We start from the raw sequence: 13,737 nt of genomic DNA on the forward strand, positions 1-13,737 counted from the left end.
TCAGCGTTTGCGTGGCGCGATGTGTACGGGCAGTCCGAGTCCGGCCAGCGCCGCCTCCATGCCGATCTCGCCGAGGGTCGGGTGGGCGTGGATGGTGTCGGCCAGTTCGTCGAGCGTCGCCTCGAGCGAAATCGCCAGCGCGCCTTCGGTGATCAGGTCGCTGGCCGAGGGCCCGATGATGTGCACACCGAGGATTTCCTGATGCTGTTGCCCGGCGACAATTTTCACGAATCCCTCGGTCTCCCCGAAGGTTTTGGCTCGACCGAGGGCCGCGAACGGGAAGCGCGCGGTGATCACCTCGTGCCCGGCGGCGCGGGCGGCGGCCTCGGTGAGTCCGACGCTGGCGATCTCCGGATGAGTGAAGGTGGCCGCGGGGATCACCGTGTAATCGATATGTGCCTGATGTCCGGCGATCACGTCGGCGGCGGTGAGGCCTTGGTGGGAGGCTACGTGGGCGAGCAGCGCCCGACCGGTGACGTCGCCGATGGCGTACACGTGCGCGGTACCGGTTCGCAATTGCTCGTCGACGGTGATGAATCCGCGGTCGTCGGTGGCGATCGCGGCAATGTCCAAGCCGAGGTCGGCGGTGTTGGGACGCCGACCGACACCGACCAGCACCACGTCGGCATCGACCTCGCGCTCCTGTGAGCCGCCGACGGCCACTCGCAGTGTCCGATTCGACTCTCGTGCAATGGATTTCACTGTCGATCCGGTGAGCACCGCAATGCCGCGCTTACCGAAGGAGCGGCCCAGCGCGGTCCCGATGTCGGCGTCCTCCGCGGGAACGAGCCGGTCCTGCATTTCGACGATCGTGACCTCGGCGCCGAAGGTGGCGAACAGACTGGCCCATTCGGCGCCGACCGCGCTGCCGCCGATGACCACCAGCCGCTCGGGCACCTCGGTCAACCCGAACGCGCCGTCGGAGGTGATCACGCCGGGCAGGTCGGCACCGGGAATCGGCAGCCGAGCGGGCACCGAGCCGGTCGCGATGATCACATCGCGCGCACTGACCCGCCGGATCGGCGTGGTCGGGGCGGCGGCGTAGCGCGGGCCTTGCGGACCGACGGGGGAGGAACCCACCTCGTGCACCTCGACGGTGGTGGGATCGATGAACCGGGCATGGCCCTCGATGACCGTCACGCCGTTGGCCGCGAGCAAACCCGCGACACCGTCGGTGAGCTCCTTGACGATGCCGTCCTTGCGCTGGCGCACAGCGGCGAAGTCGAATCGCACATTGTCGGCGTGGACACCGAAATCCGCTGCGGCGCTGACAGTCTGGAAAACCTCCGCGGATCGCAGCATCGCCTTGGTCGGAATGCAGCCCCAGTTCAGGCAGACCCCGCCTGGCCGTTCCTTCTCCACCAAGGCGACCGTCAAGCCGTGCTGGGCCGCGCGGATGGCGGCCACATAACCGCCGGGGCCGCCGCCGACCACCAACAGATCGAAGTCCGGCACTCGTGGTGCTCCTCGTCTCGAACGATTTCGACTCGGCACGGGTATGGCGCGAGTCATCATCGACGAGTCTGGTCACCACCCAGCGCACAGACAATCACTCCGAAGCCCAGGAAATCGGTCTCGAAAATGGGCGCTGAGCACAATTCCACGGATGTCTATCGATACTCTGACTCGCCGAGTCGCAGCGCCGCGAGCGCGAGCGAGAGCTCCAGATAGGAGCGTTGTCCGTCGAGCGGACGACCGAGCAGGGTCGAGATGCGTTGCAGCCGGTTGATCACGGTGTTGCGGTGGCAATGCAGCAGCGGCGCGGCATTGGCGGCCGAGCAGTTCTCCGCCAGCCACACCGCAAGGGTGTGCAGCAGCGAGTCACGCTCTTTGACCGGGAGCGCCAGCACCGGGCCAAGGGCTCGGGTGACCAGCAGTTCGGTCAGGTCCGGCGAGCGGACCAGCAGCGCTTCCGGATAACGCTCGTCCAAGGCGACCAATCCCGTTGCGTCCCAGGGCATTGTCTGCATCGCGACGAGAGCGAGCGCGTGCGCGGTATCGACATCCGCGAGTCCCGCGACAGCGGGGGAGGCACCAGCCAGTCCGCGTATCTGAAGACGGAGATGAGCCAGCACGCTAGCGCTGTCGTGACGGGCCAGCGACACCAGGCCGATCGTGGCATCCACCCGGTCATGCCATACCGACCGAATCCCCAACGCGCCCAACGCGGTTTCGGCACCCGCGCGCAACGGCCGTCCCTCACCGCCGCGGACCGCGACCACCAGATAGGCACCCTGGGCGGGCAAGTTCAGCTCGCGCGCCGCCCGCGCGGCGAACGTCGCATCGTGCGCGCGCCCGGCGAGCAGATCCTCGATCAGCGCGTGCCTGCGGCGTTCGTCGTGGCGCACCTGTTCGAGTTCGGCATTGCGATACGACGTGACCAACGCCGAGGACATCCCATCGATCACCGTCCACATCGCGGTACCCGCCTCGCGGACCTCCCGCGCGTCGATCGCCTCGGCCTTGTCCAGCAACGCCTCCCAGACGATCCCGCCGCCGAGGCGGAACGTGCGCAACATCGCCTCCAACGGCACCGCCTGCGCAGCGCGATGCCTGCCTATCGCCGCGGCCACATCATCGTGTTCGGGATCGGTCGCCGCCCCGCCCAGCAGATCCAAGATCCGGGTCAGATATTGCCGACAGCCTTCTCGCAACTCCTTGCGCGGCACCGAGGTGTAATCCGTCCACTCCGGGTTATCGGTGAAAATCGCCGACAGCAACCGCCGGGTCAGCACTGGAATCTCCGCCCGGCAGGCCGCGGCCAACTTCCGTGTACCCGCCGTAGCGACCGGATGCTGGGGTGTAGCCATACCAGTCGACGCTACTCAGTGCCGTTGCGGCGTGGATATGCGACACCGTCCCAAGAGATTTCGTCGACCGGCTCAGGGCAGGTCGTGATCTCGTCGGCCAGGCGCTGCAGGTAAGCGGCGGCGGTTGCGACGCGTTGAGTTGATCGAAGCATCGCCATTGCAAGGCGCCGGATCCGGCGAGCAGGTCTCGACCGTTGTCGGTGAGTTTCGGTTCCACTCGTCGCCGGTCGTTAGCGGAGTCGGCGCAGGTGAGGTTAACCAGTGGCGACGGCATCGCGGACCAAGCGGCTGGCGTCGGAGTGATCGAGGCGGAGTTCATCGGCGACGGTCGACCTTGATGCACTGGACCTGGACCTGGCGCTGGTCGTGGTCGGGGCTGCCGCGGTGCCTGTCAGGGCCGGGTTGATCCAGCGGCGTCACCAGAAGCGAATCAACCGGAACAACGCCGGTGCACTATCGACGGTCCTGCTTCGGGCAGCACTGACATCCACCTGGACCGCTTCTCGCTGGCCGCACCCATAGACCTATCCGGTAACCAGGAATACGCTGAAGTTTGCCAAATATTCTGCGTCCCGATCTATCCCACTCTGGGGCGTCGTATCTCGGACGTCCGGGCTTCGCTGATGCGTTTGGGTATCGAGGCGAGCAAGGAGTGAGCCGTGAAAGGTGGAGTAAGAATTGCCATAGGGGTGGGCATCGGGTACGTGCTGGGGCGCACGCGCAAGATGCGGTTGGCGTTGGCGCTGGCGGGTGCGGCAATGGCGAGGCGGTCGGGGGGAACGCCAGGGGATCTGCTCGAGCGCGGGACATCGTTGCTCAAATCATCGCCGGAGCTGACCCAGCTCACCGATACCGTCAAGGGTGAGTTGATAGGCGCTGTGCGCTCGGCCGCGGTTACCGCCGCGAGCAACCGCATCGACGCGCTCAACGCCCGGTTGCAGCAGGGTGCGATACCCGAATCGGAGCGTGACCGAGCCGAGTCGGACGAGCCGGATTCGGACGAGGATGAACTGCTCGAGGACGAACTGGCCGAGGAAGAACCGGCCGAGGACGACGAAGGCGCCGAGGACGAGTACGACGAGGACGATTCCGGTCGAACCCGAGACGAATACGACGACTCCGAGCGGACCAGCGCGCGGCCGCTGGCCCGCCGGACGCGGACGGCAACACGTCGGACGGGCTCCCGGACTTCGGACCGGGCACCCGGCTCCGGCGAGCGTAAGCCTCCCTCGGCCCGCCGACGCCGCAGTCGCGTCGATGCCGATGAAGCCGACGAAGCGCCCGTGCGACGCACGAGGAGATGAGGCCGATGGCGGCCAAGACATTGCGTGATACGACGGCCGGAGTCGGCAAGAAGGCCGCCTCCTCCGCTGGCCGGGCCACCAAGGCCGCGACCGGGGCGGGATCGACTATCCAGAGGAAGGCCCAACAAGCTGTTCCGACCAGCCCCCTGCAGGAATCGGTGCAGAATCTCACCGCAACCCTGGCCGCACGCGCGGCCTCCGGGCTCTCGGGCACGGTATCGAAGACCGCCGACCGGCTGAATCACTACGCTGAAGACGGCGGGGGAAATCTACTTTCCGCGATAACGGGAGTGGAAAAACTCAGCCAAGGCGCATCGCCGCTGCAAGCGGCGATGAGTGCGGGCATGGGCAAGTTGAAGCACTCCGTCCGCGACAACTTCGAAACGGTCAAGGAGTCGATAACCGGCGGCAAGGGTAAAGGGGGCGGCAAGAAGCGCAAACCGACCAATATCGTCGAGCAGCTCGATCTCGGCGTTCCGATCGAGCTGGCCTACGACCAGTGGACCCAGTTCTCGGACTTTCCGAAGTTCACGAAGAAGATCGAGCAGGTCGAGCAGGACTCCGACGAGAAACTCACCTGGACCGGCAAGGTGTTCTGGTCCAGGCGGACTTGGAAATCCACGATCCTCGAGCAGGTGCCCTACGAACGAATCGTCTGGCGTTCGTCAGGCGCCAAGGGGTATATCGACGGCGCGGTGAGCTTTCACGAGATCACGCCGGGTCTCACTCGCATCCTCGTGGTGCTCGAGTACCAACCCAACGGGGTCTTCGAGAAGACGGCCAATTTGTGGCGCGCGGCCGGTCGCCGGTGTCGTCTGGAACTCAAGCAATTCGAGCGGCACGTCATGACGGAGGCCGTGCTGCATCCGGATGACATCGTGGGCTGGCACGGCGAGATCCACGACAGCAAGGTCGTCAAGGACGACGAGACCGCACGGCGCGAGGAGGAGGAAGAGGAGAACGCCGAAGCCGGTACCGCGGACAACGAAGATCAAGAACAAGAGGAACTCGGACCCGAAGACGAATCCGACGAGTTCGACGAGGAGGAGCAAGACGAGGGCAAGCAGCCCGCGCCGCCTCGCCGTCGGTCGGGCACTAAGCGCCGCACCACAGCGGCCCGCCGGTCGAGCAGGAGCGGAGCACGAGCATGACCATCGAACCCGCGGGTGGTGGCGGAACCGGCACAATGGCGCGCCCGAATTCCTCCAGCCTTGCCGACGTTGTCGACACGATTCTGGACAAAGGACTGGTTATCGACGCGTTCGCGCGCGTGTCGTTGGTCGGCATCGAACTGGTGACCATCGACGCCCGAGTCGTGGTGGCCAGCGTCGACACGTATCTGCGCTTTGCCGAGGCGGTCAACCGGCTCGAAATTTCCACCAGTGAACCCAAGGGCTTGACCGATATCGTCGGCGACGTCACCGAAGGCGCGAGCAAGCACAAGACGAAGGGTGCGCTCGAGGCGGCGGGCGAGAAAGTCAAGAGCTTCCTCGACGACGTCGAGGACAAGCGCCAAACGGCACCCCGGTCCTCGCGGCGCAGGGAGGAATGATGGCTACCGCCCACGCCATATACGTCTACGGCATCGTGCCCGCCGATGTGGAGCCGCAGCCGCATGCCAGTGGTATCGGCGATCCCCCGAGCGATGTCGCGGTGGTGCGGCACGGCGAGATCGCCGCGCTGGTCAGTGACATCGCCACCGATCACCCGCTCGGCGAGCCCGATGACCTTGCCGCGCACGCCAAGCTGCTGGACGAGTCGGCGGCTGTGGTCCCGGTGCTGCCGCTGCGCTTCGGCGCGGTAATGACCGATGAGGAGGCGGTGGAGAACGAGTTGCTCGGCGAACACGAGGACGAGTTCCGCGCCGCGCTGCAGGAACTGGAGGGCCGTGCGCAGTTCGTGATCAAGGGACGCTACGTCGAGAATGCCGTGCTGCGTGAACTCGTCGACGAGAACGCCGAAGTCGCCCGGCTACGCGAGGAGATCCACGACAAACCCGAAGACGCCACCCGCGATGCCCGAATCGCACTGGGCGAAATGATCAATCAGGCGATCGAAGCCAAACGCGCCGAGGACACGCGCCGGGTGATTTCCGAACTCGAGGAGTTCGATCCGCTCGTCAACCAGCGCCAGCCCACCCATGAGGAGGACGCGGTGCACATCGCGGTTCTGCTCGACAGCGGTCGGCAAGGCGATCTCGAGGATGTGCTGGGCCGGCTTGCCAGGGACTGGGACGACCGCGTCGAACTGACTCTGCTCGGACCGATGGCGGCCTATGACTTCGTGATGAAGCAGGCACCCGAGAGCTGAACCATGGGTCTGGTCTCAGCGATCTTCTCATTGCCCCTCGCCCCGGTGCGCGGCGTGATCTGGCTGGGCGAATTGATCCAGGATCAGGTTGAGCAGCAGCTACAGGATCCCGCGACAGTGCGACGCGAACTCGAGGAGATCGATGCGGCCGCGACAGCCGGTCGCCTGTCCGAAGAAGAGCGGAAACAAGCGCAGCGGGCCGTGCTCGATCGCAGGCTCCGGCCCGCAGGCGGCACGAAGGCGACCAACCGGAAGGAGTGATTCGCGTGGCACGCATGACCACTCCAGAAAACCCCGAGGATGTCGACTCGGCGTCGGACGAACCGCCCCCCATCACCGCGGCGCAGGCCTCGGCCGCGGCAATCGAGATCCTCGTGGAACTGACCTCGAAGCACGTGGAGGGAGTCACCTCCATGGAGCCGATCGAGGACGGATGGCTGGTCGAGATGGAGGTGCTCGAGGATCGCCGTATCCCCTCATCGGGGGACATGCTGGCCCTCTACGAGCTCGAACTCGATCTGGACGGAAATCTGCTGGCCTACCGCAGAATCAAGCGCTACCACCGCGGCAGCACCGATATCGGCGAAAGAAACCGACGATGACGGTGGTCGGAGGCGAGTCGTCGGTACCGCAGCCGTACGGTGGCGGACATCAGTCGACGAATCTCGCCGACATCCTCGAACGGGTGCTCGACAAGGGTTTGGTGATCGCGGGCGACATTCAGGTGAATCTGCTCGACATCGAACTGCTCACGATCAAGTTGCGGTTGGTCATCGCGTCCTTGGAGACGGCCAAGGCGGTCGGCATCGACTGGTGGGAGACCGACCCCTGGCTCAACAGCAAGGCCCGCACTCTCGAGCGGCAGGATCACGACCTCGAACTGGAGAACCGGGAACTGCGCGACCGCATCGCCGAACTCGAAGCCGCACGAGGGGTCCCGCAATCTCTCGAAGGCCGCCGCGAGGCCAAGGAATCGAGGCGGCGTGACTGACGAGGTCGGCGTCTGGCTGTACGCGGTGACTCGCGCCACCGACGCCGCGGCGGGGCTGGGCTCGATCACCGGCGTCTCGGGCGAGCCGATACGCACGGTGGTCTCGGATGTGCTGGCGGCGTTCGTGGGATCGGTGCCGCTCGCGGTATTCGGGGAGCAGGCCCTACGCCGGAACTTGGAGGATCTGGACTGGCTCGCGGCGACGGCACGGGCGCACGATGCCGTCGTATCGGCATTGGTGCGCCGCGGCCCGACCGTCCCGCTGCGCCTGGCCACTGTCTTTCTCGATGACGACCGCGTGCGTGAGTTGCTCGACGCGAGGCATGCGGACTTCACCGCAGCCCTGACCCTGGTGACCGGCCGCACCGAGTGGGGCGTGAAGGCATACACCGACCGCGCCGCCCTCACCGCCGCGGTGGCCGATGCCGGGGCCGCGAGCACGGGGAGCGGAAAGGGCAGGGGCACAGCCTATCTGGCCCGTCGCCGCGCGGAACTGTCGGCACAGGAAACTGTGGAGCGCGACGCGGCAGAGCGGGCCGAGGAGATCCACGCGCGTTTGGTTCGTCACTCCGCGGCGGGGCGCCGCCAAGCAGCGACGGATCCGGCGCTGAGCGGACGCCGCGACTGGATGGTGCTCAACGGTACCTATCTGGTCGATGACGATGACGCCGGTGACTTCGCCGCGACCGTGGACGAACTCGGCAAGGAATTGCCCGGTATCCGGCTCGAAATCACCGGTCCTTGGCCGCCGTACTCCTTCGCGGGTGTGGAGCAGGAGCCGATATGAGACCCGCCGACCAGAGCGTCGACGGCGAGCGCCGGGTCGCGCTCGTCGATCTCTTGGATCGAGTGCTGGCCAATGGGGTAATCATCACCGGCGACATCAGGCTGGCCATCGCGGACGTAGACCTGGTCGCGATCTCGCTGCGGGCCCTCGTCTCATCCATCAGTACGCTGTCCGCCTCCTCGATCGAGTCCACAGCGGCACACCCTGAACTGGAACCGCCCCGAGATGGCTGAATTCGGTGGCATTCCACCGCGCATCGATACCGACCCCGAGTCCGTCGAGCGCGGACTTGTCACGCTGGTGCTCACACTGGTGGAGCTGCTGCGGCAACTGATGGAACGGCAGGCACTGCGGCGCGTGGACGACGGCGAGCTGACGGAGACCCAGATCGAACGCATCGGCACCACCCTGATGCTGCTCGAACAACGCATGGAGGAACTGCGCGACCATTTCGGCCTCACCCCAGAAGATCTCAATATCGACCTGGGTCCCTTGGGAAAGCTTCTTCCCGACTAGCAGTGTGATGCAATAATCCTCGGCGACACCATCATCGCTCTGTTGGGGGAGCATGGGGACGAGAAGAGCTTTGCTGCAAGCGGGTTGGGTGCTGCCGTTGGCCGCGTGTGCGCCGCAGCTGTTGTGGGGCGATTCGGCGTCGATCCGGATCGGCGTGTCGTGGAGCGGGGCGGAGCTGGCCGCCTTCCGGAAGGTGCTGGCGCCGATGCCGTTCGCGCGATCGGTGGATGTGATTCCGATGGGCGACGAGGTCGGTACCGCGTTCAGCGCGGGCGGGAAGTCGGCGCCGGATATCGTGCTGCTGCCGCAGGCCGGTCAGGTTCGCGCACTGGTCGACGACGGTAAGCTCCGGCCGGTTCCCGATGCGCTGTGGACCGACGACCAAGGGGCGCGGTATCCCGAGTTGTGGCGACAGCTGTTGTACCACAACGGAAGACCGTACGGGGTGCCGTTCAAGGCCGCCGACAAGTCGCTGGTCTGGTACGACCGGCAGACCGTCGACAAGTACCATCTCGGCGACCCCGCCGATTGGACGATCGCGGATTGGGTCGACCGGATCGAGGTGCTGGCGGGCACACCGATCCGTTTGCTGGCCCTCGCCGCGGCGGACGGCTGGGTACTGACCGATGTCTTCGAGAATGTGCTGCGCGCCGAATCGCCGCGCACCTACGACGATTTGACGACCCCCACGCAGGATCGCGTCTGGGACCGGCCTGCCGTGCGCGCGACGTTCGGAAATCTCGCCCGGCTGTGGGGCCGACGGCATGCCATCGCCGGTGGCGTCGCGGTGGCGTTGACCCGTCAGTTCCCGGACGCGATTCGAGAGGTGTTCGAGCACCGCCGCGCCGCCATGGTGATCGCCCCGGATTTCGCCGAACCCGTTGTCCGCGAAAGCCTTCGAGCCTCAGGGCGACGGCCGGAGGAGGTGGTCGGCATCGCACCGTTCCCGGTCACCGGCCTCGGTGGTGAACGGCCACGGATTGTGGGCGGCGACGTCATGGTGGTGACCGGATACGCAGGCTCGCGCGCCGATGAGGTGTTGGCGGCGCTCGCCGCGCCGGAGGCGCCGCTGCCCTGGATTCAGGGCGACGGCGGCTTCATCGCCCCGAATACCCGTACCACCGTGCGCTATTCGGCACTGCTGGAACCGATCGCGCGTTCGCAGAGCCCGTGGAGCGCGTTCGATCTGTCCGATCAACTGGGAGCGGTAGGCGGCCGTAACGGGTTGTGGCGCATACTGACCGACTTTCTCGTCGCGATCGGTGACGGTGCCGCCGAGCGGCCGGATGCCGCGATCGATCGCGCGATCGCCGCACTGGACGGATTCGAGCGGAGCCGCCGATGACGGGTGTCGCCGACTTCCGTGCCAACGGATTGCGCATCGAGCTCGCGACTCGCCGGATGCGCGGCCCACTCATACCGGGCGGGCGGCCGCATCGCTGGCTCGGTTGGGCGGGTCTGCTGGCGGTCGGGTTGATCGCGGCATTGCTGGTGGCGCCCGCGGTGTGGACGGTGGCGATCGCGGTGCCCGCGCGTCCGCGAATCGTGTTCTCCTGCATGCTGGTTGCCTGTGGTGCCGTTGCCTTCACCCTGATCCGCAGGCGTGGATCGCCGAGCCGGGCACTCCGGTCGGTGCTGGCGGTTTGCGCCGTGCTCATCGCGCTGGGGCTCTGGTCGCTCGCCGACGCCCTGGCTGGGGACGGACGATGGGCGTACCTGCTGACCATACTGTGGGTCGTCTTCGGTCTGGTCCTGCTGCTCGTCGCCGTCGGCATCGCCTGGCTGTCACGCGATTCGCGCAGGTTGTGGGCGCCGTTGATCGTGCCGTTCGGTATCTCGGCATTCGTCTCGGGTGTCGCCTTCCGGATAATCTTCCAATATCTCGCCGCTCGGTTCGGCATCGAAAGCGTTGGCGGGTACCGGATCTGGTTCGCGCTGATGCTCGGTTCGGCGTTTCTGTGGACCTGGCTGGGCTTCCTGACCGGCTTGTTGCGTGCCGATATCCGTGCCATCGAGGCGGATCCGGTGCGGTCGGGCTATCTGCACGGGCAGGGAAAGCGTTTCCCGCTGCTGCGACTGCTGGAGCTGGTGCGTCCGATCCTGCTCATCCTCGGATTGGTCGTCGCGGTGGCCGCGGCAAGGGTCTTCGATGTGGTGCTGATCGGGGTACCCGGTTCGATGCAGTATCAGCTCGACAGTGCGACCGTGCAGTGGTGGCGACTGGCCACCGACGGCGATCCCGGCGCGGGTGTCGCCGCGGCGTACGCGTTGCCGTTGGCGGTGCTGGTCGGCTTCGTGGCCTGGCTGCCGCGGACCGGCGTGCGCGGGCAGCGCGGCGGGCAGACCTACGCGGCGGTTTCGCCGCCGGTGGATGCCAGTCGCCGCATCGGTCCGATGCGCGCGATCGGGATCGCCGCGGTGTCGCTGTTCGCGTTGGTGCCGATCCTGGTGCTGATCGCCGTTTGCCTGAACGGCCCCAAGGGATTCGGGCTTTCCGCACTCACCGGCATGTGGCGCGACGAATCCTTCCGTGCGGCATGGCAGACGACGTTGCTGGTGGCCGGGTTGGCGACGATCGTCGTGGTGGCGGCCGCACTTCCGGTGGCGCATCGACTGGCCGCGGGGCGTCAAGAGGGTGTGATCTCGCGGATCGCGGTGGTCTCCCTGGTCGTCCTGTCGGTGCTGCCCGCGCAGAGCTACCTCGGTTCCCTCGATAGGTTCATCGACACGTTCAACCTGTCCGGCACCAGGATTCCGTTGATCTTCGTGCACGCCGCCGCGGGATTGCCGATCGCGATCCTGATTCTGCGCGGTGCGATGCTGGCCCCGCCGGACACTCCGGCCGATGCGGCGTTGCACGGGCTGGCCAGTCCGGGAACCGTGACGCGGCGGCTGCTGGCATCGGCGGGCCCAGCCGTGGTGGCGGTCGCGGTACTGGAATTCATCCAGGTGTGGAACGACTTCTTCATCGGTCTGATGATGAACGGCGCGGGTGCCAGCCCCTGGTCGCTGCTGCTGTGGGGCGAGGCACGGCAATTCAACGAGAACGCCGCGGAATTGGCAGCCGGGTCGCTGTTGTCGGCCGTGCTGCCCGTGCTGCTGTTGCTTGCCACGTGGCGGCGCTGGCTGGTACCGGGACTGACCGGCGGGACGCTGTCGTGACGGCGCCACGCGGATACGAGGCGCCGCAGGAGAGCACGCCGCGCTCGTCGATCTGGGAAGGCGTGCTCGGCACCGCGGAGGTCGTCGCGTGGGCGCTGGTACTCGAACTCGGTCGCAATATCGTGGTCAACTCGCTCGGCGACAGCGATGTCGTCAAGGTGATCGGCGGGTTGCTGCGCGGACTCGCCATCGTCGCCGTGCTGGGCGCCGGTGCATATGTGGCTTACCGACGCATCGACAGCTTTCGCGAAAGAGTGCGCACCGAAAGGGAACTCGCCCTGATCGCGGAACTCGTCGAACCGGGCGAGCCGGTACGCTTCGTCGACGCCAGAAACTGTCCTGATCCGCCGCGGCAGCTTTCCGAACTCGATCACGATCCCATCCTCGCGGCCTTGCGCGAACTGCCGGTTCAGGAATTCGAGACAGCCGCTCTGCTCGCGGTGCTGTCTGCGATCCTCGAGGCGCCGACCCGGTTGCCCCCGGATTCCGCGCCCGACGGGCGCACCGCGACCCTATTGCTGGCCGACCTCGAGGTGCGCGGAGTCGTCGACTATCTCGGCGCCGACCGATATTGCCTGCGCAAGGTCCCGCGGCTGCCACTCACCGCGGAGGTCGTCCGCGGACCACATTGGCGGGCGGCGCTGTCCGCACTGTTGCACTACTACGCGGACCGGGCCAGCCGCTGGGCGATCGCCTTGGAAACGGTTCGTTTCGCCAAGGGGGCGCGACGCTGGTTCGAAGCGGAAGGAGAGTATCTGCGCACGCTCTTCCCGGATCCGGGAACGCGGCTTCCGACCGCGGCGGTACACGAACTCGCCAGAATCGCGGACGCCCTCGACGTCTGGTATGCCCGGAAGGGCCTACCCGAGAATGCCTACGGCGTAGCGCAGGCGCTGTGCGAATTCACCGACACCGACGATTTCCCGCTGCGTAGCGAGCTGGCCGCGCTCCGGGCGGGCAGACTACGTCGACGGCCGCCGAAATATCGGCCACGCGCCCTGTCCACCAGTCTGTCCGCGCGCTGGTCGCACTACACCGCGCTGCATCGACTCGAAACCGCTCCGCCGAGTCCGACCGTGCTGTCCGAGTCGGCCGAACAACTGGAAGCCGCCTGGTGGTTGCTGCCGCGTGCGGATCTGGCCGCAGTGGTGTGCGCGCTGATCAACCTGGCCGTCGTCCACTTACATCAGGGTCGGCTGGACGCTGCCCAGGACCGCCTGGAATTGGCCGAATCCTTGACCCGCGACGGTCGCGACCCCGATGGCCGTGCCCAGACACGCGAAACACTCGGCGTCCTCTGGTGGACCCGCGGTGAACCCCGCCGGGCCCTTCGGCATTGGCAACGCGCTCTCACCGCCTACCGCGGGCTCGAAGACGATCTCGGTATCGGCCGCTGCCTGCAACACCTCGGATCGGCCGTCGTAATCGCCCCCGAACACGGTGGTCTGCTGCTGGGTAACAACCCTGCGCTCACCCGCGCCGAAGTTCTCCGGCAGGCCGGTGGCTGGCTGGCCGCCGCCCGCCGCCTGCACCCCGCCGCCCTGCACGCCGAACACTATGCGCGCCAAGCCGGTTCGACACTGCACACCGTGGATCGCTGGCCGCTGCCCGCCCCGGATCCGCAATAGCCGGGTCACCGACGCGTGCTCGGCAGTTGGCGTCCCTCCTGGAAGAGTTGCGACCGAACGATCAACCCCGACACCGGTGCGCCGTATTGGTATTCCGGAATATTTACCAAAATGAGGCCTCGGGAACGATCAAACCCCCACTCCGTATACCAAATTAGTTGAATTCTTACAGTAGGCGGCTCGGAGGGCGCATTCTGATCCTATAAATCGGTGCCCGCAGTTCATGACG

The 13,737-nt window shown here is 66.5% G+C and carries 15 protein-coding genes; 13 read left to right on the forward strand and 2 right to left on the reverse strand.

What is annotated here, in order from left to right; genetic code table 11:
- Both lpdA and ACQPZ2_RS19730 read right to left on the reverse strand, forming a co-directional pair.
- Complete coding sequence (lpdA, locus tag ACQPZ2_RS19725; protein WP_433526880.1) at nt 1-1,455, reverse strand: dihydrolipoyl dehydrogenase; 1,455 nt, start codon at nt 1,453-1,455, stop codon at nt 1-3.
- A gap of 155 nt (nt 1,456-1,610) precedes the next feature.
- Complete coding sequence (locus ACQPZ2_RS19730; protein WP_433526881.1) at nt 1,611-2,810, reverse strand: PucR family transcriptional regulator; 1,200 nt, start codon at nt 2,808-2,810, stop codon at nt 1,611-1,613.
- Between the two features lie 659 nt (nt 2,811-3,469).
- Between ACQPZ2_RS19730 and ACQPZ2_RS19735 the strand changes: the two genes are divergently transcribed.
- Genes ACQPZ2_RS19735 through ACQPZ2_RS19795 form a run of 13 tightly spaced genes read left to right on the forward strand, consistent with a single transcriptional unit; the run spans nt 3,470 to nt 13,508 of the window.
- Complete coding sequence (locus tag ACQPZ2_RS19735) at nt 3,470-4,114, forward strand: hypothetical protein (RefSeq protein ID WP_433526882.1); 645 nt, start codon at nt 3,470-3,472, stop codon at nt 4,112-4,114.
- Nucleotides 4,115-4,119: 5 nt separating this feature from the next.
- The gene (locus ACQPZ2_RS19740) at nt 4,120-5,265 is read left to right on the forward strand and encodes an SRPBCC family protein (protein ID WP_433526883.1); all 1,146 of its coding nucleotides are present in this window, start codon (nt 4,120-4,122) and stop codon (nt 5,263-5,265) included.
- Nucleotides 5,262-5,666 carry a gas vesicle protein GvpJ gene (gene gvpJ, locus ACQPZ2_RS19745; RefSeq protein WP_433526884.1) on the forward strand — a complete coding sequence of 135 codons (405 nt, stop codon included), beginning with the start codon at nt 5,262-5,264 and terminating at the stop codon, nt 5,664-5,666. The genes ACQPZ2_RS19740 and gvpJ overlap by 4 nt, the downstream gene beginning before the upstream one ends.
- A complete protein-coding gene (locus tag ACQPZ2_RS19750; protein WP_433526885.1) occupies nt 5,666-6,424 on the forward strand; it encodes a GvpL/GvpF family gas vesicle protein in 759 nt (252 codons plus the stop codon). Before gvpJ ends, ACQPZ2_RS19750 begins: the two co-directional genes overlap by 1 nt.
- A 3-nt stretch (nt 6,425-6,427) precedes the next feature.
- Nucleotides 6,428-6,685, forward strand: coding sequence for a gas vesicle protein GvpG (locus ACQPZ2_RS19755; RefSeq protein ID WP_433526886.1), 258 nt, complete (start codon nt 6,428-6,430; stop codon nt 6,683-6,685).
- A 14-nt stretch (nt 6,686-6,699) separates the two neighbouring features.
- Nucleotides 6,700-7,026, forward strand: coding sequence for a gas vesicle protein (locus ACQPZ2_RS19760; RefSeq protein WP_433526887.1), 327 nt, complete (start codon nt 6,700-6,702; stop codon nt 7,024-7,026).
- The gene (locus tag ACQPZ2_RS19765) at nt 7,023-7,415 is read left to right on the forward strand and encodes a gas vesicle protein (protein ID WP_433526888.1); all 393 of its coding nucleotides are present in this window, start codon (nt 7,023-7,025) and stop codon (nt 7,413-7,415) included. Before ACQPZ2_RS19760 ends, ACQPZ2_RS19765 begins: the two co-directional genes overlap by 4 nt.
- A complete protein-coding gene (locus ACQPZ2_RS19770; protein ID WP_433526889.1) occupies nt 7,408-8,202 on the forward strand; it encodes a GvpL/GvpF family gas vesicle protein in 795 nt (264 codons plus the stop codon). Before ACQPZ2_RS19765 ends, ACQPZ2_RS19770 begins: the two co-directional genes overlap by 8 nt.
- Nucleotides 8,199-8,435 (forward strand): gas vesicle protein, encoded by a 237-nt coding sequence (locus ACQPZ2_RS19775; protein ID WP_433526890.1) that lies wholly within the window; start codon nt 8,199-8,201, stop codon nt 8,433-8,435. The genes ACQPZ2_RS19770 and ACQPZ2_RS19775 overlap by 4 nt, the downstream gene beginning before the upstream one ends.
- Complete coding sequence (locus ACQPZ2_RS19780; RefSeq protein WP_433526891.1) at nt 8,428-8,718, forward strand: gas vesicle protein K; 291 nt, start codon at nt 8,428-8,430, stop codon at nt 8,716-8,718. Before ACQPZ2_RS19775 ends, ACQPZ2_RS19780 begins: the two co-directional genes overlap by 8 nt.
- Before the next feature lie 52 nt (nt 8,719-8,770).
- On the forward strand, nt 8,771-10,063 hold the full coding sequence (locus tag ACQPZ2_RS19785; protein ID WP_433526892.1) for an ABC transporter substrate-binding protein: 1,293 nt from the start codon (nt 8,771-8,773) through the stop codon (nt 10,061-10,063).
- Nucleotides 10,060-11,880, forward strand: coding sequence for a hypothetical protein (locus ACQPZ2_RS19790; RefSeq protein WP_433526893.1), 1,821 nt, complete (start codon nt 10,060-10,062; stop codon nt 11,878-11,880). The genes ACQPZ2_RS19785 and ACQPZ2_RS19790 overlap by 4 nt, the downstream gene beginning before the upstream one ends.
- Entirely contained in the window at nt 11,877-13,508 is a 1,632-nt protein-coding gene (locus ACQPZ2_RS19795) for a tetratricopeptide repeat protein (RefSeq protein WP_433526894.1), read from the forward strand. Before ACQPZ2_RS19790 ends, ACQPZ2_RS19795 begins: the two co-directional genes overlap by 4 nt.
- Nucleotides 13,509-13,737 lie beyond the last annotated feature (229 nt).

Source organism: Nocardia pseudovaccinii (assembly GCF_050942345.1).
Classification (GTDB): domain Bacteria; phylum Actinomycetota; class Actinomycetes; order Mycobacteriales; family Mycobacteriaceae; genus Nocardia; species Nocardia pseudovaccinii.